Source organism: Duganella sp. Leaf61 (assembly GCF_001421905.1).
GTDB classification, from domain to species: domain Bacteria; phylum Pseudomonadota; class Gammaproteobacteria; order Burkholderiales; family Burkholderiaceae_D; genus Rugamonas; species Rugamonas zoogloeoides.
Genome location: NZ_LMLM01000001.1, coordinates 826,667 through 850,926, shown reverse-complemented (window position 1 = coordinate 850,926; position 24,260 = coordinate 826,667). Strand labels below are relative to the sequence as shown.

25 protein-coding genes are annotated in these 24,260 nt (G+C 62.0%); 18 read left to right on the top strand and 7 right to left on the bottom strand.

The features are described 5' to 3' along the window. Nucleotides 1–37: 37 nt before the first annotated feature. From ASF04_RS03720 to rsmA, 4 genes are all read left to right on the top strand, one after another. Entirely contained in the window at nucleotides 38–2,317 is a 2,280-nt protein-coding gene (locus ASF04_RS03720) for an LPS-assembly protein LptD (RefSeq protein ID WP_056138194.1), read from the top strand. Between the two features lie 143 nt (nucleotides 2,318–2,460). Next, the gene (locus tag ASF04_RS03715) at nucleotides 2,461–3,900 is read left to right on the top strand and encodes a peptidylprolyl isomerase (protein WP_056138447.1); all 1,440 of its coding nucleotides are present in this window, start codon (nucleotides 2,461–2,463) and stop codon (nucleotides 3,898–3,900) included. A 62-nt stretch (nucleotides 3,901–3,962) separates the two neighbouring features. Continuing rightward, complete coding sequence (gene pdxA, locus ASF04_RS03710) at nucleotides 3,963–5,057, top strand: 4-hydroxythreonine-4-phosphate dehydrogenase PdxA (RefSeq protein WP_056138446.1); 1,095 nt, start codon at nucleotides 3,963–3,965, stop codon at nucleotides 5,055–5,057. A 12-nt stretch (nucleotides 5,058–5,069) separates the two neighbouring features. After that, nucleotides 5,070–5,846: a 16S rRNA (adenine(1518)-N(6)/adenine(1519)-N(6))-dimethyltransferase RsmA gene (gene rsmA, locus ASF04_RS03705; RefSeq protein WP_056138192.1), complete on the top strand. Its 777-nt coding sequence runs from the start codon at nucleotides 5,070–5,072 to the stop codon at nucleotides 5,844–5,846. Nucleotides 5,847–6,010: 164 nt separating this feature from the next. On the opposite strand, the gene ASF04_RS03700 is transcribed toward rsmA, so the two are convergent. Both ASF04_RS03700 and ASF04_RS03695 read right to left on the bottom strand, forming a co-directional pair. Continuing rightward, complete coding sequence (locus ASF04_RS03700) at nucleotides 6,011–6,649, bottom strand: hypothetical protein (protein ID WP_056138190.1); 639 nt, start codon at nucleotides 6,647–6,649, stop codon at nucleotides 6,011–6,013. A gap of 42 nt (nucleotides 6,650–6,691) precedes the next feature. Then, the gene (locus ASF04_RS03695; protein ID WP_056138187.1) at nucleotides 6,692–7,312 is read right to left on the bottom strand and encodes a hypothetical protein; all 621 of its coding nucleotides are present in this window, start codon (nucleotides 7,310–7,312) and stop codon (nucleotides 6,692–6,694) included. 217 nt (nucleotides 7,313–7,529) lie between these two features. Between ASF04_RS03695 and ASF04_RS03690 the strand changes: the two genes are divergently transcribed. Beyond that, the gene (locus tag ASF04_RS03690; RefSeq protein ID WP_056138186.1) at nucleotides 7,530–8,264 is read left to right on the top strand and encodes an HAD family hydrolase; all 735 of its coding nucleotides are present in this window, start codon (nucleotides 7,530–7,532) and stop codon (nucleotides 8,262–8,264) included. Nucleotides 8,265–8,275: 11 nt separating this feature from the next. Next, nucleotides 8,276–9,292, top strand: coding sequence for a heat-inducible transcriptional repressor HrcA (gene hrcA, locus ASF04_RS03685; protein ID WP_200931061.1), 1,017 nt, complete (start codon nucleotides 8,276–8,278; stop codon nucleotides 9,290–9,292). On the opposite strand, the gene fur is transcribed toward hrcA, so the two are convergent. Then, nucleotides 9,293–9,724: a ferric iron uptake transcriptional regulator gene (gene fur, locus ASF04_RS03680; protein WP_056138182.1), complete on the bottom strand. Its 432-nt coding sequence runs from the start codon at nucleotides 9,722–9,724 to the stop codon at nucleotides 9,293–9,295. 216 nt (nucleotides 9,725–9,940) lie between these two features. Between fur and ASF04_RS03675 the strand changes: the two genes are divergently transcribed. The 5 genes from ASF04_RS03675 to ASF04_RS03655 are packed head-to-tail and all read left to right on the top strand — an operon-like array spanning nucleotide 9,941 to nucleotide 12,833. Continuing rightward, on the top strand, nucleotides 9,941–10,582 hold the full coding sequence (locus tag ASF04_RS03675) for an outer membrane protein assembly factor BamE (protein ID WP_056138179.1): 642 nt from the start codon (nucleotides 9,941–9,943) through the stop codon (nucleotides 10,580–10,582). 13 nt (nucleotides 10,583–10,595) lie between these two features. Beyond that, nucleotides 10,596–11,405 carry a 4-hydroxy-tetrahydrodipicolinate reductase gene (gene dapB, locus ASF04_RS03670; protein ID WP_056138176.1) on the top strand — a complete coding sequence of 270 codons (810 nt, stop codon included), beginning with the start codon at nucleotides 10,596–10,598 and terminating at the stop codon, nucleotides 11,403–11,405. Nucleotides 11,406–11,419: 14 nt separating this feature from the next. Continuing rightward, on the top strand, nucleotides 11,420–12,079 hold the full coding sequence (locus tag ASF04_RS03665) for a MotA/TolQ/ExbB proton channel family protein (RefSeq protein WP_056138175.1): 660 nt from the start codon (nucleotides 11,420–11,422) through the stop codon (nucleotides 12,077–12,079). Then, the gene (locus ASF04_RS03660; RefSeq protein WP_056138172.1) at nucleotides 12,076–12,507 is read left to right on the top strand and encodes a biopolymer transporter ExbD; all 432 of its coding nucleotides are present in this window, start codon (nucleotides 12,076–12,078) and stop codon (nucleotides 12,505–12,507) included. The genes ASF04_RS03665 and ASF04_RS03660 overlap by 4 nt, the downstream gene beginning before the upstream one ends. Continuing rightward, nucleotides 12,507–12,833 (top strand): barstar family protein, encoded by a 327-nt coding sequence (locus ASF04_RS03655; RefSeq protein WP_019923669.1) that lies wholly within the window; start codon nucleotides 12,507–12,509, stop codon nucleotides 12,831–12,833. The genes ASF04_RS03660 and ASF04_RS03655 overlap by 1 nt, the downstream gene beginning before the upstream one ends. Before the next feature lie 82 nt (nucleotides 12,834–12,915). On the opposite strand, the gene map is transcribed toward ASF04_RS03655, so the two are convergent. The 3 genes from map to ASF04_RS03640 form a co-directional block, all read right to left on the bottom strand. Further along, the gene (gene map, locus ASF04_RS03650) at nucleotides 12,916–13,725 is read right to left on the bottom strand and encodes a type I methionyl aminopeptidase (RefSeq protein ID WP_056138170.1); all 810 of its coding nucleotides are present in this window, start codon (nucleotides 13,723–13,725) and stop codon (nucleotides 12,916–12,918) included. 58 nt (nucleotides 13,726–13,783) lie between these two features. Next, nucleotides 13,784–14,155, bottom strand: a complete 372-nt coding sequence (locus ASF04_RS03645; protein ID WP_056138168.1) for a VOC family protein — start codon at nucleotides 14,153–14,155, stop codon at nucleotides 13,784–13,786. Nucleotides 14,156–14,234: 79 nt separating this feature from the next. Continuing rightward, on the bottom strand, nucleotides 14,235–14,978 hold the full coding sequence (locus tag ASF04_RS03640) for an SDR family oxidoreductase (RefSeq protein ID WP_056138167.1): 744 nt from the start codon (nucleotides 14,976–14,978) through the stop codon (nucleotides 14,235–14,237). A gap of 106 nt (nucleotides 14,979–15,084) precedes the next feature. Here ASF04_RS03640 and ASF04_RS03635 point away from each other — a divergent pair, with 106 nt between their 5' ends. Beyond that, the gene (locus ASF04_RS03635) at nucleotides 15,085–15,498 is read left to right on the top strand and encodes a helix-turn-helix domain-containing protein (protein ID WP_056138165.1); all 414 of its coding nucleotides are present in this window, start codon (nucleotides 15,085–15,087) and stop codon (nucleotides 15,496–15,498) included. Between the two features lie 119 nt (nucleotides 15,499–15,617). Here ASF04_RS03635 and ASF04_RS03630 read toward each other — a convergent pair whose 3' ends face one another. After that, nucleotides 15,618–16,694, bottom strand: a complete 1,077-nt coding sequence (locus ASF04_RS03630) for a Fic family protein (RefSeq protein WP_056138163.1) — start codon at nucleotides 16,692–16,694, stop codon at nucleotides 15,618–15,620. Between the two features lie 263 nt (nucleotides 16,695–16,957). On the opposite strand from ASF04_RS03630, the gene leuS reads away from it, so the two are divergent. Genes leuS through ASF04_RS03600 form a run of 6 tightly spaced genes read left to right on the top strand, consistent with a single transcriptional unit; the run spans nucleotide 16,958 to nucleotide 24,218 of the window. After that, nucleotides 16,958–19,585, top strand: coding sequence for a leucine--tRNA ligase (gene leuS / locus ASF04_RS03625; RefSeq protein WP_056138161.1), 2,628 nt, complete (start codon nucleotides 16,958–16,960; stop codon nucleotides 19,583–19,585). 9 nt (nucleotides 19,586–19,594) lie between these two features. Continuing rightward, a complete protein-coding gene (gene lptE / locus ASF04_RS03620) occupies nucleotides 19,595–20,209 on the top strand; it encodes an LPS assembly lipoprotein LptE (RefSeq protein ID WP_056138159.1) in 615 nt (204 codons plus the stop codon). Between the two features lie 9 nt (nucleotides 20,210–20,218). Continuing rightward, nucleotides 20,219–21,235, top strand: coding sequence for a DNA polymerase III subunit delta (gene holA, locus ASF04_RS03615; protein ID WP_019923676.1), 1,017 nt, complete (start codon nucleotides 20,219–20,221; stop codon nucleotides 21,233–21,235). A 39-nt stretch (nucleotides 21,236–21,274) separates the two neighbouring features. Beyond that, nucleotides 21,275–22,540, top strand: a complete 1,266-nt coding sequence (locus tag ASF04_RS03610; protein ID WP_056138444.1) for a glutamate-5-semialdehyde dehydrogenase — start codon at nucleotides 21,275–21,277, stop codon at nucleotides 22,538–22,540. Nucleotides 22,541–22,558: 18 nt separating this feature from the next. Then, nucleotides 22,559–22,975 (top strand): CopD family protein, encoded by a 417-nt coding sequence (locus ASF04_RS03605; protein ID WP_056138157.1) that lies wholly within the window; start codon nucleotides 22,559–22,561, stop codon nucleotides 22,973–22,975. Between the two features lie 40 nt (nucleotides 22,976–23,015). Then, nucleotides 23,016–24,218, top strand: coding sequence for a class I SAM-dependent RNA methyltransferase (locus ASF04_RS03600; RefSeq protein ID WP_373922117.1), 1,203 nt, complete (start codon nucleotides 23,016–23,018; stop codon nucleotides 24,216–24,218). Nucleotides 24,219–24,260 lie beyond the last annotated feature (42 nt).

The following is a 24,260-nucleotide window of genomic DNA, read 5'->3' as shown; positions in this document are numbered from 1 at the left end:
ATCGCCCGGTGTTTCCACCCTTCTTTTCATGAGTTGCATGCGCTGGCTTCTGCCCCCCACACCCTCGCACCGCTGGGCCACTGCCCTGACTGCCATCGTCACTGCTTCGGCAGTGCCCAGTTACGCCCAGACCCAGGTCCTGGTACCAGCCCAGGCTCCCGTGCCGGGCAAGCAGCGCGCCCCCCGGGTGGAGGACGTCAACGCGCCCACCGTCGTCAAGGCCGAGGAAATCAACGGCCGCCCCGAGCGTGAACTGAACCTGGTGCGCGACGCCGAGATCGTCAAGGACCAGACCAGGGTGCAATCGGACTCGGCCTGCTTCCGCCAGGTGGAAAATGAAGTCGAAGCCGATGGCAACGTCAAGATCTGGCGCTTCGGCGACTATTTCACCGGCGACCAGCTCAAGCTGAACATGGACAGCGGCAAGGGCTACATGCTCAACCCGACCTACAAGATGGAAGCGAACAATGCGCAGGGCAAGGCCGAGCGCATCAACTTCATCAACGCGGACGAGGCCCAGGTCATCAACGGCACGTACAGCACCTGCCAGGGTTCCGACCCCGACTGGTACTTGCGCTCGAACACGCTCAACCTCGATTCCGGTCGCGACGTGGGCACCGCCGGCCAGACCGTCATCTATTTCAAGGATGTGCCGATCCTGGGCACGCCGGCGCTGTCGTTCTCGCTGTCGGGCGCGCGCCGCTCGGGCTGGCTGTCGCCCACGCCGGGCTTCGGCTCCAAAGGCGAGGCCGAGCTGCTGGTGCCGTACTACTTCAACATTGCGCCGAACCGCGACCTGACCCTGTACCCGAAAGTGATCCTGCGCCGTGGCCTGCAAATGGGCGCCAAGGGCCGCTACATGGGCGAGACCGATGGCGGCCTGTACGCGGGTGAAACCTATCTGGAATACCTGCCGCACGACAAGAAATACGTGCCAGCGTCGCCAGGCGATTCGACTGACCGCTGGACCGTCAAGTCGGTACACAAGCAGGCGCTGTCGGAAGACTGGTCGTATGGCTGGAATGTGCGCGCCTCGTCGGATAACAACTATCCCAACGATTTCTCCAAGACGGTGTCGAGCTCGACCGAGCGTCAACTGTTGCGCGAACTGCGCACCGACTACCACGGCGACTTCTGGACCCTGACCGCGCGCGTGCAGAAGTACCAGGTGCTGCAAGACCCGGAGGCGGCCACCGATGGCTCGCTGTTCGTTTCGCGGCCGTACGACCGCCTGCCGGCAATTAATTTCCATGCCGCGCAGTACGATGTGCTGGGCGGCTTCGACTGGGCGTTCGACAGCGAGCTCACGCGTTTCCACCACCCGACCCTGCTCAACGGCACCCGCCTGGTAGGCATCCCGCAAGTCAGCTACCCGATCATCGGACCGAGTTACTTCATCACCCCCAAGGTGATGCTCAACGCGGCCAGTTACCAGCTCGACAACCAGACCGGCGGCGGTTCGAAAAACCTGTCGCGCGCGATTCCCACGGTATCGATCGATTCGGGCCTGGTGTTCGAGCGCGACGCCAACTACCTTGGCAAGGAAATGACCCAGACGCTGGAGCCGCGCCTGTTCTACGTGCGCACGCCGTACCGCGACCAGACCCAGTTCCCCACTTTCGATACCGACGCGGCCACGTTCAACTTCAGCCAGATCTTCAGCGAAAACCGCTTCGTCGGCTCCGACCGTATCGGCGACGCCAACCAGCTGACCGCTGCGCTGGTGTCGCGCTTCCTCGACAGCTCCGGCGCCGAGCAGTTGCGCCTGTCGTTCGGCCAGCGCTTCTACTTCGACGACCAGCGCGTGCAGCTCGATTCCTCCACGCCGGTGGTCGATGCCCACTCCGATATCTTGCTGGCCGCCAGTGGCCGCATTTCCGAGCACTGGACCTTCGACAGCGCGGTGCAATACAATCCGAGCCTGAGCCAGGTGTCGTCGCAAAGCTATACGTTCCAGTGGACGCCGGCGCAAAAGAAAGTGCTCAACCTCGGTTACCGCTACCTGCGCAACAGTTTCAAGAATATCGAGTTGTCGAGCCAGTGGCCGCTGTTCAAGCGCTGGTACGGCGTGGGCCGGGTCAGCTACTCGGCCCAGGACAAGAAGATCCTCGAAAGCCTGATCGGCCTCGAGTACAGCCACGATTGCTGGGTGTTCCGCATGGGCGCGCAGCGCTTCGTGACTACCTCGACCAAGGCATCCACGCCGATCTTCTTCCAGCTTGAACTCAACGGCCTGTCGCACCTGGGCGTGGGTAGTCCGCTCGATGCGATGAAGAACAGTATTCCCGGCTACCAACGCCTGAACGAAGGCCGTTAAGCGGCATTAAGCAGATGTAACAAAGCGCCCGCTACCTGGCGCTTTGCGATATTTTCCAGCAAGGCACACGGTGCGCGTTGTTCATGCCGTGTGATTTTTACTACCTGACTCATGAGCGTTCCACCATGCGTAATGCGTACCAAATGAAAGTCCTCGCCGTCTTGCTGTGCAGCGTAGCCCTGAGTGGTTGCAGCCTGTTCTCGAAAAAGCCTGAACCCGCAGCGCCTGCCGCACCGGCAGCCGCTGCCGCGCCCGTCGCCAAGCCGGCCGCCAAACCGGTGGCCAAGGCCGACGGTTCCGGCTTCGTGCCGCCAGGTTCGTCGAGCAATGTGGCGATCGATTCGATCGTGGTGGTGGTCAACGACGACGTCATCACCCGCCGTGAACTGAACAACCGCATCAAGACCGTGACCGCCCGCATGAAACAGCAGAACGTGCAGATGCCGCCGGCGGTCGACCTCGAGCGCCAGCTGCTCGAGCGCATGATCGTCGAACGCGCGCAAATGCAACTGGCCAGGGAAATGGGCGTGCGCGTCGATGACAACCAGCTCGACCGCGCCATCGCCCGGATTGCCGAGGCGCAAAAAGCCACGGTGCAAGACTTGCGCAACCAGATGGAAAAGGACGGCACGCCGTTCGCCGCGTTCCGCGAAGAGATCCGCGAAGAAATCATCATGCAGCGCCTGCGCGAGCACGAGGTCGATGCCAAGATCCAGATCTCGGACGCCGAGGTGGACAGCTACCTGGCCGCCCAGAAGGCTGCCGCTGCCGAGCAGTACGAGATCAACATCTCGCAGATCATGATCCGCATCCCGGACAACGCCACCGCCGAAATCATCGCCCAGCGCCGCGCCCGTGCCGAGGACGTCATGCGCCAGCTGCGCACCGGCGCCGATTTCGCCAAGACCGCCGCCACGTATTCCGACGCCAGCGATGCGCTGCAAGGCGGCGCAGTCGGCTGGCGCCAGCCCGAGCGCCTGCCGCCGGTGTTTGCCGAGGCGCTGTCCAAACTTACCCCGGGCCAGGTCACGCCGATCATCAAGAGCGTGGGCGCGTTCCACATCCTGAAGGCCGTCGATCGCCGCAGCGTGGCCGAAGCGCAAGCCGCCGCCGTCGTACAGCAAACCCATGCACGCCACATCCTGATCAAGGTCACGCCCACCATGAGCGCGGCCGACGCCAAGCGCAAGCTGGCCGAACTCAAGGAGCGCCTGGTCAACAAGGGCGCCACCTTCGAGGAGCTGGCGCGCCTGTTCTCCAACGACAGCTCGGCCTCCAAGGGCGGCGACATCGGCTGGCTCTACCCGGGCGACCTGACGCCGGAATTCGAGTCCGCCATGAATGGCCTGAAAATCGGCGAGATCAGCGACCCGGTGGAAACCAGTTTCGGTGTCCACCTGATCGAAGTGCTCGAGCGTAAATCGGACGATGCTTCCAAAGAGCGCGAACGCAATATGGCCCGCCAGGCCCTGCGCGATCAGAAGCTGGAAGAAGCAACCGAAAGCTGGCAGCGCGAAGTGCGCGACCGCGCCTTCGTCGAGTTCCGCAACGAAGACGGCACCGTCGCCACCCCGCCGAAGTAACCTACTGACCTGGAGCATCCGTGAGCGCACATGCGAACACCGCGCATACTGCGCACACCGGCCTGCCGTCCACTCACCAGCCACGGCGCAGCCGTCCGGCAATTGCCGTGACGGTGGGCGAACCCGCCGGCATCGGTCCCGAAATCTCGCTGCGCGCCGCCTGGGCGCGCCGGCACGAAGTCAATTGCGTGCTGCTGGGCGATGCCGCTTTCCTGGCCATGACGGCCGCCGCCATCGATCCCGCCATCCGCGTCTCGGCGCTGTCCCTGATGGCGGTACGGAATGGCGGCCTGCCGCATTTCGGTCCCGAGCGTATCAGCGTGATCGACGTGCCGCTCGGCGCCCACGTGGTGCCGGGCACGCTGGACAAGGACAACGGCCGCGCCGTGCTGGCCACGCTTGACGCCGCCATCGAAGGCGTCCAGGCCGGCTGGTTCGAGGCCGTGGTCACCGCGCCACTGCAAAAAAGTACCATCAACGACGCCGGCGTGGCGTTTTCCGGCCATACCGAGTACTTTGCCGAGCACACCGGGACCGACCAGGTGGTGATGATGCTGGCCGGCCCGATGCCGGCTGCGTTCAACGCCGCCGACGAACCGGCCCGGCAGTTCCGGGTGGCGCTGGCCACCACCCACCTGGCCTTGAAGGATGTGCCGGCCGCGGTGAACCAGGATGGTCTTGCCCGCATCCTCGACATCATCGACCATGATCTGAAGACCAAGTTCGGCATCGCCGCACCGCGCATCCTGGTGTGCGGCCTGAACCCGCACGCGGGCGAGGGCGGCTACCTGGGCCGCGAGGAAATCGACACCATCACCCCGGCGCTGGACGCGGCGCGCGCGCGCGGCATCGACGCCCTGGGCCCGTACCCGGCCGATACCCTGTTCCAGCCCAAATACCTGCGCGATGCCGACTGCGTACTGGCCATGTACCACGACCAGGGCCTGCCGGTGCTCAAGTTCGCCACCTTTGGCCACGGCATCAACATCACGCTGGGCCTGCCGCTGATCCGCACGTCGGTCGATCACGGCACCGCGCTCGACCTGGCCGCACGTGGCCTCGGCCACGCCGACTGCGGCAGCATGGACGCGGCGATCACGGCCGCGCTCGGCATGGCCGACGCGGTCCGCAATGCCCGCCCCCACACTTCGACTTAAAGATAGAAAAATATGAAACACGTAGCCCGCAAACGCTTTGGCCAGAATTTCCTGCACGATAAATATGTACTGGAAGACATCACCTCGGCGATCGGCCCCGCACCGGACGACACGATGGTCGAGATCGGCCCCGGCCTGGCCGCGATGACCAAGGGACTGCTGCGCACGCTCAAGCACATGCACGTGGTGGAGCTGGACCGCGACCTGGTCGCCCGTCTGGAGAAGGATTTTTCACGCGAACAACTGACGATCCACGCTGGCGATGCCCTGAAATTCGATTTCGGCGCGATCCCGGTGCCGGCCGGCAAAAAACTGCGCATCGTCGGCAACCTGCCGTACAACATTTCCAGCCCCTTGCTGTTCCACCTGGCGGAATTTGCCAGCCAGGTCGAGGACCAGCACTTCATGCTGCAAAAAGAGGTGGTGGAGCGCATGGTGGCCGAACCGGGCAGCAAGACCTTCGGCCGCCTGTCGGTGATGCTGCAATGGCGCTACGACATGAAACTGCTGTTCGTGGTGCCGCCGGAAGCGTTCGACCCACCGCCGAAAGTCGAATCGGCCATCGTGCGCATGGTGCCGGTCGCCAACCAGCTGCCGTGCGACGGCGAGACGCTGGAAGCGGTCGTGCAGAAAGCGTTTTCGCAACGCCGCAAGGTGATTCGCAACTGCCTGGCCGGCATGTTCACGGAAGAGCAAATCGTTGCCGCTGGCATCGATCCTACCCACCGCCCGGAAGTGGTGGGCCTGGCGCAGTACGTGGCGCTGGCAAATATCCTCAAGCCGGTCTGAGCAGGTAAAAAAAAGCCCGCTCAGGGAGCGGGCTAAATCCAATTCCTTTGCAAGAAGTGGAGGAGACAAGTGCAGTATGCTGCGTCGCGGCATATCACGCCACTTTATTTTTCACATATCCAACATCATCAATGTGAATGTTGCCTCCTCCGCTACCGACCAGTTCAGGTGGAAGGTACGCAAGTGAGGGTCAGGTTGGTCACCGAATTCGGGGCGCGGATCACGCCATTCTGGTTGGCCAGAGTGCAGGTCAGTTTATTCGGCTGCTTCAGGATGCTGATACTGTAGACCTCGCCGTTGGTCAGGGTCGCTACGGTAAACGTGCCGCTGGTGGCAGTAGCACTGCTGAGCTCGACCTGGCTGCCGCTGCCGTTGATCAGAGTCACTTTGTTCGCGACGTCAGTTTCTACCGTTGCGCCTGTGAGAAGTTCCTTTTCCACCGACACCAGACCCGAATACGTGCCGCCCACGGTATAAGAGTTTGGATCGCATCTGACCACCGCGCCGATGCTGACCGTGTAGCCGGCCGAGCCCTTGCCGCCGGCCACGCCGCAGGTAAAGAATTCCGGATTTTTACTGATCGTGATGTCGTACTCGGTGCCGTAGTCGATCTGCTGGGGGAAGGCAAACGACGAGGCGCCCTTGGGTACGTCCAGCGTCTGACCGCCATTCATGAGTTGCAGGCCATCCACGGTCAGGCCCGACACCGAACCTTGCACCGTGTATTGGGCTTTGCCGCCACATGCCGACAGCAGACTGGCCAGGGTCAGCGCGACCAGCGCGCCCGCGTACGAAAATTTCATGTATTTCTCCGGAGTTTATCGATAACGTGTTGAGCGTATTGATCAGGTGGCTGGAACGTCAGCACAGGTAATGGTGACAGCAGGGGTGGTGCCGGTGCCAACGATCAAATCCTGGTTGCCTATCGTACCCACGGCGGTGCCAGTGATGGTGCAGCGCTGCGTCTTGGGCTGCTCGAGGATATTGATGCCATAGACCGAACCATCGCCGATCGTGTGCGGGAACACGAACGAGGCCGCGCCTGCGGTTACGCTCACGGTATCGGGGCCATTGGCCATGACCAGGCCGTCCGATTTGAGGTTGACTACCGCGCCGCCAAGCTTGCGCGGATCGTTGGTGCACACAACTTGCACGTTATAGGCGTTATAGACATTGGCCTTGCCCGAGCCACCGCTGACCGCGCATGTGGCGCCGACCGGTCCGGGCTTCTGGACGACAACGTTAAAGTTATCGTCGACCGACACCGGCTTTTGGAACGTGAAAGTGGGCTGGCCGGCGGCGATGGTGAGGGTGTCGCCGTTGCCTTCGTTGACCAGCACCAGCCCGGTTTTGGTCAATCCGGTAATGCTACCGGCAATTTGCAGGCTGCCGTCGCTGCCGCCGCAGGCGCTCAGGATGGCGCCGCACAGCAGGGCCACGCTTGAGCGCAGAGTCATATTTTTCATCAGATCTTTCTCCAAAACGAATAGGGGCCGGCAGCACGCACGTGGGTAGCACGGGTGCAGCATCTTACACGGGTTTGAGCGGTATTTTAGTGCATTTGGTAACAGCGGTCGCCGCCACGGATGTAACAGCGTGTTAGTGCGGCACGTGGCGCCAGAGGGAGACCGGCAGCGATCGGTGCGACAATAGTGGCTTCTGCCGACTCATAACGATGCCATCATGACCACTCGTACCCCGCAAGCCATGCTGTTCGACCTCGACGACACCCTGTGGCCGATCGGTCCCGTGATCGCGGCGGCCGAACTGGGCTGGCATGCCTGGCTGGCCGAACGCGCGCCGCTGGTGACCGACAAGTATACAGTGGAGCAATTGCGCGCGCTGCGCATGGCGCTGCTCGAGCGCCAGCCGGAGATGGTGGCCGACCTGTACCAATTGCGCCGCGCCGCACTGGAAGCCGTGTTTCTCGAGACCGGCGCCGATGTTGCCCATATCGACGGCGCCATGGCCCATTTTCACACCCTGCGCAACGCCGTCACCGTGTTCGACGACGTGTTGCCCGCACTTGAACAGCTGCGCACCATGTTGCGCCTTGGCGTGATCACCAACGGCAACGCCGACCTTGAAGTCATCGGCCTGCATCACCATTTTGAAGTGGCGCTGGCCTCGCACAGTTTCGGTCGCGCCAAGCCCGCACCGGAAATTTTCCTGGCCGCCTGCACGGCAATGGGCGTGGCGCCCGAGCATGCCATCTACGTGGGCGACGACTTGCGGCTCGACGTGCAGGGCGCGCAGGCGGTCGGCATGCGTGCGGTGTGGATCAACCGCAGTGGCAGCACCGCCCATCTCGACGCCGGCATCGTGCCCGATGCCATCTGCGCCAGTTTCGACGAACTGCTGGTGTGGGTGAAGGACCAGATGCGGCATAATAAGCAGGACCAACCCCAGGGACACTGAAGATAATCACCATGCAACTCGACACCCGCGCCCAAACCCTGCTCAAAGCCCTGGTAGAACGCTATATTGCGGACGGCCAGCCGGTGGGCTCGCGCGCCTTGTCCAAGATCTCCGGTCTCGACCTGTCGCCGGCCACCATCCGCAACATCATGGCCGACCTGGAAGATCTCGGCTACGTGGCCAGTCCGCACACCTCGGCCGGGCGCGTGCCCACGCCGCGCGGCTACCGGATTTTTGTCGATACCTTGCTCACGGTGCAACCGTTCGACGAGCAGTCGGTGGAGTCGCGCATGCGCCTGCAGGCGCCGCAGCCGCAAAAAATGATTTCCAATGCTGCGCAGATGCTGTCGTCGCTGTCGCAGTTTGCCGGCGTGGTGCTGAGCCCGCGTCGCGAATCGGTGTTCCAGCAGATCGAGTTCCTGCGCCTGGGCGAAAAGCGCATTCTGCTGGTCATCGTTGGCCCCACTGGCGACGTCCAGAATCGCATGCTGCTCACCGATGTCGATTACAGCCCGTCGCAGCTGGTGCAGTCGGCCAATTACATCAACCAGAACTACGGCGGCCTGTCGCTTGACGACGTGCACCGCCGCTTGGCAGGCGAAGTGCGCCAGTTGCGCGACGATATGAGCCGGTTGATGCAGGTGGCGGTGGCGGCGGGCAGCGAGGCGATGGCCGACGACAAGGACGACATGGTGATCTCGGGCGAGCGCAACCTGCTGTCGGTCAGCGACCTGTCGAGCAACATGTCGTCGCTGCGGCAAATGTTCGACATGTTCGAGCAAAAGACCGGCTTGCTGCAACTGCTCGACATGTCGAGCAAGGCCAGTGGCGTGCAAATCTATATCGGCGGCGAATCGAGCCTGGTGCCGATGGACGAGATGAGCGTGGTGACTGCGCCGTACACGGCCAACGGCAAGATCGTCGGCACGCTGGGAGTGATCGGCCCCACCCGCATGGCGTACGAGCGGGTGATACCGATTGTGGATATTACGGCCAAGCTGCTATCGAACGCGCTCAGCCATAATTGATTAGCTTGGTTTGTGGGGGCAGGCGACCTTGGTGCAGTTACCATAAATCGCTAAAGCGTGCTCGGCGATGCTGAAACCGCGCTCCTTGGCAATCGCGTTCTGACGCTCCTCGATGGCTTCGTCGTAAAACTCTTCCACGCGGCCGCAATCGAGGCACACCAGGTGGTCGTGGTGCGAACCGGCGTTCAGTTCGAAGATGGCCTTGCCCGTTTCGAAATGATTGCGGTTGAGCAAGCCTGCTTGTTCGAACTGGGTCAGCACGCGGTAGACGGTGGCCAGGCCCACGTCCATATTGTCGGCCAGCAGGATTTTATAAACATCCTCGGCGGTCAGGTGGCGCACGTCGCTGGTCTGGAAGATGTCCAGGATTTTAAGGCGAGGCAGCGTGGCTTTCAGGCCGCTGGCCTTCAGATCGGTTGGATTATTTCCCATGGTGGACACTCTTATTCTGGTTGGCGATTAGCTAGCCCGTAGTTTAACGCACTCCGCGCCGCGCCGCACACAATCTGCCGCCATCTTGCAGCCCTGGCGGTTTTTTGGCATTTGCAAACTTTTACACTTGCGCCTTGCAAAACAAGGACATATCAGGGATTGTGCTTTATGATATGGCGTTTTTTGGCATTCCGCTTGACCAGATTGAGGACATTTATGCGCGTCACCCAGGCTTTATCGCAGTCGTTGTTGCACGGTTCTACTTCCAAGGTGGTCGCATGTGTCGTGCTGGCCGCAGCGCTGGGTGGCTGCGCTTCCAAAACCACGCTGGGCGAAAGATCGAACGAGGTCAAGGACGCCGAGCCGACGCTGGACGCCAGCAAGGGCGCACAGACCACCACCATCACCAAGCTGCAACGCTTCATGTGGTTCTTCTCGCCGTACCGTCCCGACATTCAGCAAGGTAACTTCGTCTCGGAAGAAATGCTGAACCAGCTCAAGGTGGGCATGACGCGCGACCAGGTCCGCTTCATCTTCGGCACCGCGCTGCTGGCCGACCCGTTCCACGCCAACCGCTGGGACTATGCGTTCCGCATGGCCAAGGGCAGCGGCGAAATCACCACCAGCCGCGTGATCGTGTTCTTCGACAAGGACGGCAAGGTCGAGCGCTGGGAAGGCGGCAACCTGCCGACCGAAAAGGAATACATTGCCCGCATCGCCGGCCCGGCGCCGAAGATCAAGAAAAACCAGGACGCGCCCGAGAACAAGCCGGCCCCGTCCACCGCACCACTGCCAGCGGGTACCGACAAGGCCAATGCCGCGCCGGTTGGCGTGGGCGTCAGCACAGAAACGAAATAAGCAAGGAAACAGCATGACCGAGATGAATATCGCCATTGCCGGCGCCGGTGGCCGCATGGGCCGCATCCTGATCGAATCCGTCCAGCAGGCCGACGACGCCCGCCTGGCCGGCGCCCTCAACCACGCCGGTGCACCCGGTGTGGGCGAAGATGCCGCCGCCTTCCTCGGCCAGCCGGCCGGCGTGATCGTGGAATCGGACCTGGCGCGCGGCCTGGCCGATGCCCAGTACCTGATCGACTTCACCCGCCCCGAAGGCACGCTCGACCACCTGGCCTACTGCGCCGAACACGGCATCAAGCTGGTGATCGGCACCACCGGTTTCGATGAAGCCGGCAAGGCTGCGATTGCCGAGGCGGCCAAAAAAACCGCGATCGTGTTCTCGCCCAACTTCAGCGTGGGCGTCAACGTCACCATGAAGCTGCTCGAGCAGGCCGCCAAGGCGCTGTCCACCGGCTACGACATCGAAGTGGTCGAAGCCCACCACCGTTTTAAAGTGGACGCACCGTCCGGCACCGCGCTGAAAATGGGCGAAGTGATTGCCGATGCACTGGGCCGCGACCTGAAAGAATGCGGCGTGTTCGCGCGCGAAGGCGTGACCGGCGAGCGCGACCCGTCGTCGATCGGCTTTGCCACCATCCGTGGCGGCGACATCGTCGGCGACCACACCGTGCTGTTTGCCGGCATCGGCGAGCGCATCGAAATCAGCCATAAATCGAGCAGCCGCGTCACCTACGCCCACGGCGCGTTGCGTGCCTGCCGCTTCCTGGCCGACAAGCCGACCGGCCTGTTCGACATGTACGACGTGCTGTCCCTTAACGGTTAAGCGGGCAAGCACCCGTGGCCGGCAACTTCTCGCTGTCGCACTTCTGGGCGCAAGCCGATGCGGTCAGCCACGCGGTCGCGCTGGTGCTGCTGGCCATGTCGCTGGTGAGCTGGTTCTTCATCCTGGCCAAGCTGTATGGCGCGGTGCGCATTCGCCGCAGCGCGCCGGCCGTGCAAGCGTTCTGGGACGCGCCCACCATGGCCGACGGCGTCGCCACCCTGGCGCTGGCCGACCCCGAAAACATCTTCGTGCCGCTGGCCCGGCAGGGCGCGGCGCAACTGGTCGTGCCCGACCATCCCACCCTCGGTGGCGAGATGGACCGTTCGGCGCAGATCACGCGCGTGCTGCGTGCGGCGATCCAGCACTCCACCAACCGCCTCGAAGGCGGCCTGACCATGCTGGCCTCGATCGGCGCGACCGCGCCATTTGTCGGCCTGCTGGGCACGGTGTGGGGGATTTACCATGCGCTGGCCAATATCTCGACCAGCGGCGCCATGCAGCTCGACAAGGTTGCCGGCCCGGTGGGCGAGGCGCTGGTAATGACGGCCGTGGGCCTGACGGTGGCGATTCCCGCCGTGCTTGCGTATAACGCCTTCAACCGCGTCAACCGCCTGACCCTGGCCGAACTCGACGCGTTCGCCCACGACCTGCACGCGTACCTGGTCAAAAAATGAGCTTCGGCGCTTTCAACCACCACCGCCAGCCCGGCCCCATGGCCGACATCAACGTCACGCCGATGGTGGACGTGATGCTGGTGCTGCTGGTGATTTTCATCCTCGGTGCGCCGGTGTGGACCAGTTCGGTTCAACTGGAGTTGCCCAAGGCGCAGGCGCAAAGCGCGCCGCCCGCGCCGGCCACGACCATAACGGTGGCGATCGACGCCAAGGGGCAGGTGTACTGGAACAACGAGGCGGTGGCGCCCAAGGTGCTCGAGCAGCGCCTGGTGGAGGCGGCCAAGCTGGACGTGCAGCCCGATCTGCAACTGCGCGCCGACAAGGACACCCGTTACGAGGTGGTGGCGCAGGTCATGGCTGCCGCGCAAACGCACGGATTAACCAAATTGGGTTTCGTTACCGATCCCGGAAAAACAGAGAGTAAATAATGGCAACCGCACAACTGAACGGCGCAGCAATCCTTGATGCCGCAAGCTTCCATGCGGCCTGCAAGGCAGCACTGGGTTTTCCCGACAGCTACGGCAACACCATGGATGCCTGGATCGATTGCCTGAGCTACCTGCGAGACGACGACAACATGAGCAAATTCAAGCTCAAGCCCAACGAAGTGCTGGACATCGTCATCACCGACTCGGCCGCCTTGACGGCCGCCGCGCCCGATCTGCTGGAAGAAGTCAGCTACTGCGTGGCCGGCATCAACGACCGTTATGACGACTATGGCGAGAAGCCGGCCTTGAAGCTGACCTTGAAATAAGCCTGCCCGACCGTACCGGGGGCTGCCTTGGGAGACCTCGAAAAACCGTAGCGGGTCGCGCAGCAGGTTTTTCGAGGTCCCCTCAACCGACGATGGGAATGTCGGCCTTGGCGCCGGTCTCGCCCGGCGCCAGCGTCAGTACTTCGAAACCGGTCTCGGTCACCGTCACCATGTGTTCCCACTGCGCCGACAGCGACTGGTCGCGCGTTTCCACGGTCCAGCCGTCGTCAAGTTCGCGGGTGGCGGCGCGGCCGGCATTGATCATCGGCTCGATGGTAAACAGCATGCCCGGTTTCAGGATCAGTCCCTGGCCGGGACGGCCGTAATGCGTCACTTGCGGATCTTCGTGGTAGGTCATGCCGATGCCATGGCCGCAGTAATCGAGCACTACGCTGAAGCCCGCTTTTTCTGCCACGGTCTGGATCGCAAAGCCGACGTCGCCGAGCGTTGCCCGTGGTTTGACGGCGCGGATGCCGGCCCACATCGCTGCGTACGTCGTTTCCACCAGCTTGCGCGCAGCCTTGGACGGTTCGCCCACGTAGTACATGCGGCTGGTGTCGCCGTGCCAGCCATCCTTGATGACGGCCACGTCGATGTTGATGATGTCGCCTTCCTTTAAAATCTCGGTCGCGGATGGAATGCCGTGGCACACCACCTGGTTGACCGAGCTGCACACGGTGGCCGGGAAACCGCCGTAGCCGACATTGGCTGGCGTAACTTTCTGCACATTGACGATGTAGTCATTGCACAGTTGGTCGAGGTAGGCTGTGGTCACGCCGGGTTTGATGTGCGGCCCGATCATCGTCAGCACGTCGGCCGCCAGTTGGGCGGCGACGCGCGCCAGGACGATTTGTTCGGGCGACTTGATCAGATTGGCGTTGCGGCGGGACATGACTACCTCTTTCTTAGGGCAAAGGGGCGTAGTTTGCCACAAACCACCGGTATCAGTCTCAGCGAACGGCGGCCAGGTCGAAGTGCGGGTTATAAATCAGGCACAGCAAATTACCGAACGGGTCGGCCAGTTCCACCGTCTTGATGCCTTCTCCCACTTCCTCGATGGCGCCGTGCACGGTGGCGCCGAGCGCCACCAGGCGGTCGGTCTCGGCCTCGATATCGTCCACGCCCCAGTACACCATGCTGCCCGCGTGGGCGGCGGTGAATTTCTCGGCCGGAATCAGGCCCAGTTCGAAACCGCCGATGGCAAAACCCACGTAAAACGGCTGGTCGAAATACGCTGCCGTCTCGAATGCGGTGGCGTACCAGTCGCGGGCGGCGGCCAGGTCGGCCACCGGGTACACCACCGTGCGCAGTCCCTTGATCATGCTTGTCCCCCTCAATGATATGAAAAATATCATCTTGGCATAAAACCGGGACCGGCGATTGTAAAAATGGAAGGTCGTTTTAGTGGCTGTTCAGGGCAGCGAGCGTCTGCTCGTAGCGGTTTTCCTTTTCGGCGTTGCGCAGGAACAGCACGCGCTGCACCAGCACTTCGGCCGGTGTGGGGCTGGCCGTGAGCAGGGTGATCACCTCATCGATATAGTCGGCCAGCGGCAGGTAGCCCTCGCGCGTGGCCTGGCCCGGGGTCAGGTCGGTTTGTACGGCCGGCGGCGCCAGTTCGATCACTTCCACCGCACCTTTTAGTACTTCGCGCAGTGCCACCGTGTACGAATGCAGCGCCGCCTTGGTGGCGTTGTAGGTGGGCGTGACCAGCAGCGGCACGAACGCCAGGCCCGACGTGGTGTTGATGATGGCGGCATCGGCTTGCTGGCGCAGGTGATCGGTTAGCGCGTTGATCAGGCGGATCGGCCCCAGCAGGTTGGTGGTAATTGTCGCCTCGGCATCGGCCAGGTCGCGCCGCTTGCTGGCATCCTCAAAGCGCATGATGCCGGCGTTGTTGATCAGGACATTGAGGGCAGGGTGGTCGGCCACGACCTGGCGTGCGAACGCGTCGATGGCATCGGCGTTGTCGGCGTCGAATTGCACCGGCACGATGTTGGCGCGGCCGGCGGCAGCTTGTTGCAGCACATCGAGCCGGCGGCCGGCGATGATGACGGTATTGCCCAGGTCGTGCAGGCGATGGGCCAGCGCCTCGCCGATACCGCTGCCGCCGCCGGTGATCAAGATGGTGTTTCCAGTCGATTTCATGGTCAGTCCTCCTGTGAATGTGGGACCAGTGTACAAAGGACAGGCGCGATGATAAAGTAGGCACCCAAAAGATTTATACATACCCAAAAGAGAGTGTAGGTAGCCCATGCGTAAAGCCGAACCCGATGCGCTGATCGAAATGCGCCGGCACGAGCCGATTCCCGACCAGCTCGACCCCGTGATCGAAGCGCTGGTACAGGACATCATCGGCCAGGTGGCTGACCGCTGGACCATGCTGATCCTCGAAGCGCTCGAAGCAGGCGGCACCTTGCGCTACACCCAGTTGCGCAAGGCCGTGCCCGGCATCAGCCAGAAAATGCTCACGCAAACCGTGCGCCAGATGGAGCGCGACGGCCTGGTCCACCGCACCGTGCACCCGGTAATTCCGCCCCACGTCGACTACGTGCTCACGCCGCTGGGCCACAGCCTGGGCGCAGCGTTTTGCGGGGTCTGGGTATGGGCCGAAACCCACCATGGCGAGATCATGCGGGCGCGGGCGGCGTTTGCGCAGCGTTCTTAGCCGTATTGCTTTTCACGGACATGGATATGTCGATCAAATCGACACATTGATCAAATATGGTTAAAAAAACCGGAAAAATCGACACGTTTCTGGAATCTGTCGATCGCATCAACCTATTGCTATCGCGCCAACTCTGCCAGCAATGCCTGGTTGATAAAGTATTTTTCTCGTCCGATCTGCTTTTCAACCAACACACCATGTGCCGCTAGCGCCTGAAGGTAACCCGACGATGTTTGACGCTTTGCGATGTTGGCATCTACCAGGAACTGGATTTTGGTGTAAGGATGTCGGAAGATCGCTTCAATCAGGTCTTTGCTGTAAATACCCGGAAGCTCACGATGTACTTTTTCACGTACAGTTTCCATGAGCGCAAGAATGCGTTTGACTTGATCGAACGTTTGCTGCGCAGTGCTTTCTACAGCGCGCAGCATGAACAGCACCCAGTTTTCCCAATCCTGCTGCTCTGTTACCTTCTGCAGCCCCAGATAGTACTCACGCTTGTTCGCAATGATGTAACGCGATAGAAACAGCACCGGAATATCCATCAGCCCCGCTTGCACGAGGTAAAGCAAATTCAGGATACGCCCCGTACGTCCATTTCCATCTGGGAAAGGATGGATCGCCTCGAATTGATAGTGCATTACGGCCATTTTGATCAGCGGATCAATCCCATCCTCCGCATGAATGAAACGCTCGAGATCGGAGAGCTTGTCTCGAATCACGTGATCGCCAACGGGAGGTGTGTACACGATCTCGCCCATCTCATTTTTGAGTGCCGTGCCGGGGATTGCCCGGATGCCGATTTCGGATTGTTTGATTAACCGGGCAATTTCGATGAAGAGGTTGGTCGTCAAAGGCCGCTCGCGCAAGGCCGCGAAGCCGTGCTGCAGCGCCTGCCGGTAACGCAGCACTTCCTTCGTATGCGGATCAGTTTTGCCATCGGCATCGGCATCGGCACGGTAAAGCTCGTCGTTAGTGGTGACGATGTTTTCGATCTCCGAAGACAGCCGTGCTTCCTGCAAGGTGATGCTACTGATCAGCATGCCCTGATTAGGGATTTGGCCAGCCAGCCCGCGCAAGTTGGCCAATGCTCGGTTGGCGCCGATGGCTTGCTTGAGTACTGCTTTGGTCTCCAGGTCATCAAGCGGAGGCAAAAGCGGCAGATCGTTATGGGGCTGGTTGCGGTCGAAAGCCATCAGGCTGCCTCTTGTAAGATGCCAGCGAATTCTGGAGCTGTCTTTTTGATGTCTTCTATCATGGTGCGAGGCTTGCAGTACGTATGAACACTGGCATCTTATCCTATGTCCGGCTGCCGTAAAATTGCACCATATCGAGCGAACAGACACTTAGCTCAGCACTTCTGCCTTGCTCCAGCGAACCATGACCGAGCCCTGCCGCTCATTTGGGGCATGAACCGGTATAATGGCCGGTTTATATTCAACTCTGGCCGCACATCATCATGCAAGATAAATATAGTCACGCCGACGTAGAAACCGCAGCGCAATCCCACTGGAAAGCCATCGACGCCTACAAGGCGGTCGAGCACGACCCGCGTTTCCCCAAAGGTAAGTATTACGCCTGTTCGATGCTGCCTTACCCATCGGGCAAGCTGCACATGGGGCACGTGCGCAACTATACGATCAACGACGTGATGTACCGCTACCTGCGCATGAACGGCTACAACGTGCTCATGCCGATGGGCTGGGATGCGTTCGGCATGCCGGCGGAAAACGCGGCCATGGCCAACAACGTGCCGCCGGCGCAATGGACCTACTCGAACATCGCCCATATGCGCTCGCAGATGGAGCTGATGGGCCTGGCCATCGACTGGTCGCGCGAAATGACCGCGTGCAAGCCCGAGTACTACAAGTGGAACCAGTGGATGTTCCTCAAGATGCTGGAAAAAGGCATCATCTACAAGAAGACCGGTACCGTGAACTGGGACCCGATCGACCAGACCGTGCTGGCCAACGAACAGGTCATCGACGGCAAGGGCTGGCGCTCGGGCGCGCCGATCGAAAAACGCGAAATCCCGATGTACTACGCGCGCATTACCGACTACGCCGACGAACTGCTCGGCTACGTCGATGACAAGCTGCCGGGCTGGCCCGAGCGCGTGCGCATCATGCAGGCCAACTGGATCGGCAAATCGACCGGCGTACGCTTCGCCTTCCCGCACCAAATTAAAGATGCCGACGGCGCCCTGATCGGCGACGGCAAGCTGTACGTGTTCACCACCCGCCCCGACACCGTGATGGGCGTGACCTTCTGCGCCGTCGCTGCCGAGCACCCGCTGGCCGTGCACGCCGCACAGAACAACCCGGAACTGGCCGCCTTCAACGCCGAATGCAAACTGGGCTCCGTGATCGAAGCCGACATGGCCACGATGGAAAAGAAGGGCATGCCGACCGGCCTGTTCGTCACCCATCCGCTCACCGGCGAGCAAGTCGAGGTGTGGGTTGGTAACTACGTGCTGATGACCTACGGCGACGGCGCCGTGATGGGCGTGCCGGCGCACGACGAGCGCGACTTCGCGTTCGCCAAAAAATACAACCTCGCCATCAAGCAGGTGATCCGCGCCGAAGGCCAGGAATTCTCCGACGCCGCCTGGCAGGAATGGTACGGCGACAAGAGCATTTCCATCGTCACCAACTCGGGCAACTACGACGGCCTGAACTACGCCGACGCCGTTGAAGCCGTGGCTGCCGACATGGCCGCCAAAGGCCTGGGCGAGAAGAAAATCACGTTCCGCCTGCGCGACTGGGGCATTTCGCGCCAGCGCTACTGGGGCACGCCGATCCCGATGATCAACTGCCCGGACTGCGGTTCGGTGCCGGTGCCGGAAAAAGACCTGCCGGTGGTGTTACCGGAAGACTGCGTACCGGACGGCAGCGGCAACCCGCTCAACAAGTACGAAGCATTTTTGAAATGCGACTGCCCGCAGTGCGGCAAGCCAGCGCGCCGCGAAACCGACACCATGGACACGTTCGTCGATTCGTCGTGGTACTACATGCGCTATACCTCGCCAGGCGCCAACGCCATGGTCGATGAACGCAACGACTACTGGATGCCGATGGACCAGTACATCGGCGGCATCGAACACGCCGTGCTGCACCTGCTGTACGCGCGCTTCTGGACCAAGGTCATGCGCGACTTCGGCCTGGTGAAGTTCGACGAGCCATTTACCAACCTGCTCACGCAAGGCATGGTGCTGAACGAAACCTATTACCGCGAAGACGCGGCTGGCAAAAAGACGTGGTTCAACCCGGCCGACGTCGATCTGACGGTGGACGACAAGGGCCGTCCGCAAGCGGCAATCCTGCGCGACGACCAGCAACCGGTGCACATCGGCGGCACTGAAAAAATGTCGAAGTCGAAAAACAACGGCATCGACCCGCAAGCGCAGATCGAACAATACGGCGCCGACACCGCGCGCCTGTTTACCATGTTCGCCTCGCCGCCGGAGCAGACGCTGGAATGGTCGGGCAGCGGCGTGGAAGGCGCCAACCGCTTCCTGCGCCGCGTGTGGGCGTTCGGCTACGCGCAGCAGGCTGCCATCGTCGCCGCCGGTTCGCCGTTGACGGCAACCGCTACCACCGACGCCGGCAAAACCCTGCGCCGCGAGCTGCACAAGCTGCTGCAGCAGGCCGACTACGACATCAAGCGCATCCAGTACAACACCGTGGTGTCGGCCTGCATGAAGATGCTCAACACGATCGAAGCGGCCAAGGATGTTGAAGCGGCCGTGCTGGCCGAAGGCTACGCGATTTTCCTGCGTTTGCTGAACCCGGTCGCGCCGCACATCACCCATGTGCTGTGGACGGAACTGGGGTATGCAACTGCGGCCGGCGACATCCTCAACGCGCCATGGCCGCAAGTGGATCCGGCCGCGCTCGAGCAGTCCGAGATCGAAATGATGATCCAGGTGAACGGCAAGCTGCGCGGCAGCGTGGTCGTGGCCAAGGGCGCCGACAAGGCCAGCATCGAGGCGCTGGCATTGGCCAACGAAGCGGTGCAGAAGTTCATCGAAGGCACGCCGAAGAAGATCATCGTCGTCCCGGGCAAACTGATCAACATCGTAGTGTAAGAGGACGCCATGACGACTACTTCCGGATTGTTCCGACGCGGCCGCGCGGCCGGCATGACGCTGCTGCTGGCAGCGGTAATGGCAACCTCGTTGTCTGCGTGCGGCTTCCACCTGCGCGGCGACGGCGGCCATTACACGCTGCCGTTCCCGACCATGTACATCGGACTGCCGGAGTCGTCGCCACTGGCGATTGACCTCAAGCGCAACATCCGCGTCAACGGCAACACCACCGTGGTCAATAGCCCCAAGGATGCCGACGGCGTGGTTGAAGTGCTGTCCAACCCGGAAACCACCAAGACCAAGACCATCCTGTCCCTGAACAGCAATGGCCGCGTGCGCCAGTACCTGCTGCAATACACCATCGTGTTCCGCGTGCTTGACCGTCAAGGTAACGAGCTGCTGGGGCCCACGACGATTTCGCTGAGCCGTCCGATCGACTTCAACGAAACCCAGTTGCTGGCCAAGGAACAGGAAGAGGCGCTGCTGTACAAGGACATGCAAACCGACCTGGTGCAGCAGATGATGCGCCGCATGGCGGCCGTGAAAACCACGCGCATGTCGGTGCCCGGCCCGGGCCCGGCGCCGCAGGATCCGTCCGCCGCGCCGGCCGTGCCGATCCTGTAAGGCGGCACCATGCAATTGCGCCTGGACGCGCTCGACGGCCACCTGAACAAGTCGCTGTCGCAGCTGTATGTGATCACCAGCGACGAGCATTTGCTCGCGCTGGAGGCGGCCGACAAGATCCGCCGTACCGCGCGCGCACAAGGGTATTCCGAGCGCGACGTGCTGACGGTGGAGCGCAGCTTCAAGTGGGGCGAACTGCTGGCGGCCAACCAGGCGCTGTCGCTGTTCGGCGATAAAAAGCTCATCGAGTTGCGCATCCCCACCGGCAAGCCGGGCAAGGATGGCGGCGCCGCGCTGCAAGCGTACGTGAAAGACCTGAGCCCCGACAATCTGACATTGATTACGCTCCCCAAGCTCGACTGGCAAACCCAGAAGGCGGCGTGGGTGGGGGCGTTGCAACAGGCGGCGGTGTATATCGACATCCCGCAAATCGAACGGGCGCAATTGCCCAACTGGATAGGCCAGCGCCTTGCCGCACAAGGGCAAAGCGCGGACCGGCAGAGCATCGACTTCATCGCCGATCGCGTGGAAGGCAATCTGCTGGCGGCCCACCAGGAAATACAAAAGCTCGCCCTGCTGCACGAACCGGGCAAGCTCACCTACGAGCAGGTGCACGACGCCGTGCTCAATGTCGCCCGCTACGACGTGTTCAAACTCAGCGAAGCGATGCTGATGGGCGACCCGGCGCGTCTCGTGCGCATGCTCGAAGGGCTGAAAGGCGAGGGCGAAGCGCTGCCGCTGGTGCTGTGGGCCGTGTCGGAAGAAATCCGCACGCTGCTCAAGCTCAAGGCGGGCATGGCGCAGGGCCGGCCGCTCGGTGCGCTGCTCAAGGAGTACCGCATCTGGGGGCCGAAAGAGCGCATGATGGACCCGGCGCTGCGGCGTATTTCACTGGCCACGCTGGAGGCGGCCATGAAAGACGCCGCGCAAGTGGACAAGATGATCAAGGGCCTGCGCGCCAAGGCCTACAGCGGCGATGCATGGGATGCCATGCTGCAGCTGGGGCTCAAAGTGGCGCGCGGGTAAGCAGCCCTGTAAAGAATCGAGACGATAATGGACACGAAGCTGGATATCAAGCAGTACATGGAACAACTGGGCCAGCAGGCGCGCAAGGCGTCGCGTGCCATGGCCCGTGCCGACAGCGCCACCCGCAACCGCGCGCTCACGCTGATCGCCGACGGCATCGAGCGCGAGGCCGACGCCCTGCGCGCCGCCAACCGGCTCGACATGGATGCGGCAGCTGCCAACGGCCTGGCGCCGGCCATGCTCGACCGCCTGGCGCTGTCCGACAAGGCGATTGCCACCATGGTCGAAGGCCTGCGCCAGATTGTCGCGCTGCCTGATCCCATCGGTGAAATCTCCGGCCTGAAATTCCGCCCGAGCGGCATCCAGGTAGGCCAGATGCGCGTGCCCCTCGGCGTGATCGGCATCATCTACGAGTCGCGCCCGAATGTGACGGTGGATGCGGCAGGCCTGTGCATCAAGAGCGGCAACGCCACCATCCTGCGCGGCGGCTCGGAGGCAATCCACTGCAACCGCGCGCTGGCGCAGCTAGTCAAGGAAGGCCTGCTGGGCGCCGGCCTGCCGGAAAACGCCGTGCAAGTGGTCGATACCACCGACCGCGCCGCCGTGGGTGTCCTGATCACCATGCCGCAATACGTGGACGTGATCGTGCCGCGCGGCGGCAAGGGCCTGATCGCGCGCCTGATGGAAGAAGCCACGGTACCGATGATCAAGCACCTCGACGGCATCTGCCACGTGTACATCGACGACAAGGCCGACCTGCAAAAAGCGGTCGATATCGGCTTCAATGCCAAGTGCCACCGCTACGGCACCTGCAACACCATGGAAACCTTGCTGGTCTCGCGCCCGATCGCGGCCCAGGTGCTGCCGGAACTGGCCAAGCTGTACGCAACCAAGGAAGTGGAACTGCGTGCCGACGCGGAAGCCGCGGCAATTTTGGCCGGCTACCCGCACCTCGCTGCTGCCACCGAAGAAGACTGGTCCACCGAGTACCTGGCCGCGATCCTGGCCGTGAAAATTGTCGACGGCATCGACGAGGCGATGGACCACATCAACCAGTACTCGTCCAAGCACACGGAATCGATCATCACCGAAGACTACAGCGCTGGCATGCGCTTCTTGCGCGAAGTCGATTCGGCGTCGGTGATGATCAACGCATCGACCCGCTTTGCCGATGGCTTCGAGTACGGCTTGGGCGCCGAGATCGGCATCTCCAACGACAAGCTGCACGCGCGCGGCCCGGTGGGCCTCGAAGGCCTCACCTCACTCAAGTACGTCGTGTTCGGTCACGGCGAAATTCGCCAGTAATTCCACTAAAGGATCGCCATGCTCTGGATTAAATCGCTGCACATCTTCTTCGTCATCGCCTGGATGGCGGGCGTGTTTTACCTGCCGCGCATTTTCGTCAACCTGGCCATGGAGACCAACACCGCCGTCACCGAACGCCTGCTGATCATGGCGCGCAAGCTGTATCGGTTTTCGATGTGGATTTCGGTGCTGGCGATAGTGTTCGGCGCGATCCTGGTGTACATGCTGTATGGTCCGCGCATGCCGGGCTTCATGCACGCCAAGCTGCTGTTCGTGGTGCTGATCGTTGGCTACCACCATGCGTGCGGCAGCATCCTGAAAAAATTCGAGAAGGGCGTCAACACCCGCAGCCATAAATGGTTCCGCGTGTTTAATGAAGTGCCGGTGTTCCTGCTGCTGGCAATTATCGTACTCGTGGTGGTCAAACCCTTCTGACCATGCACAACACTATTAACGGATAAAAGGTACACCTAAGATGGCTTCATATTTTTGCCCATGCCCGCGCGGCATGGAAGCGGCGCTGGCCGAAGAGCTGGGCGAAATCGCCCAGCAAAGCACCACCATGAAAGTGCACAACCAGGTTCCTGGCGGCGTGCACTGCTCGGGTGAGCTGATTGATTCGTACCGCATCAACCTGCACTCGCGCATCGCGTCGCGCGTGCTGATGCGCATGGCCGTCACCGGCTACAAGACCGAGAACGACATCTACGACCTGGTGTTGGCCCAATCGTGGGAAGACTGGTTTACGTACGACCACACCATCCGCGTGGACGTTACTGCCGTCAAGTCGCCACTGAAAAGCCTGGAATTCACCACGCTGAAAATCAAGGACGCGATCTGCGACCGCTTCCGCGACATGTACAGCAAGCGCCCGTCGGTCGATACCCGCGAGCCCGACATGCGCATCGTCGGTTTCCTCGACGCCCACCAGTTCATCATCTACCTCGACACCTCGGGCGAAGCGCTGTTCAAGCGCGGCTGGCGTGAAGAGACCGGCGACGCGCCGCTGCGCGAAAACCTGGCGGCGGGCCTGTTGCGCGTGGCCGGCTGGAAGCCGGGCATGCCGCTGTTCGACCCGATGTGCGGCTCCGGCACCATCCTGTGCGAAGCGGCGCAGATGGTGCAGGGCGTGCCACCGGGCGCCCGTCGCCGCTTCGCGTTCGAAGCCTTCAACGACTTCGATCCGGCGCCTTGGCAGGAAATGAAAAACGCCATCAAGCCGAACCCGCTGCCGAGCGAACCGACCATCTTCGGTTCCGATATCTCGGGCGACATGGTGGCCATGACGCGCCACAACCTGCGCGCGGCCGGCATCATGTTCGACGTGCCGCTCAAGCAGATCGAAGCGCAGGAAGTCAAGGCGCCGACCGAGCAGCCGGGCATCATGCTGACCAACCCGCCGTACGGCGAGCGGATCGGCGTGCGCGGCGACAGCTCGCTGGGCGAGGACGAACTGGCCAAGAGTTTTTACTCGGACTTCAGCGGCACCCTCAAGCAGCGCTTCGCCGGCTGGACCGTGTACCTGTTCACGGCCGACCTGGGCCTGCCCAAGATGCTGCGCCTGAAGGAATCGCGCAAGACACCGTTCTTCAACGGTGCGCTGGAATGCCGCCTGTTCCGCTTCGACATGGTGGCCGGTTTCAACCGCCGCGAAGCTGCCAAGCCCAAAGAAGCTTAACCACCTGCTGCGCCGCCGGACCCCGCAGCACCGGGCGGGGAC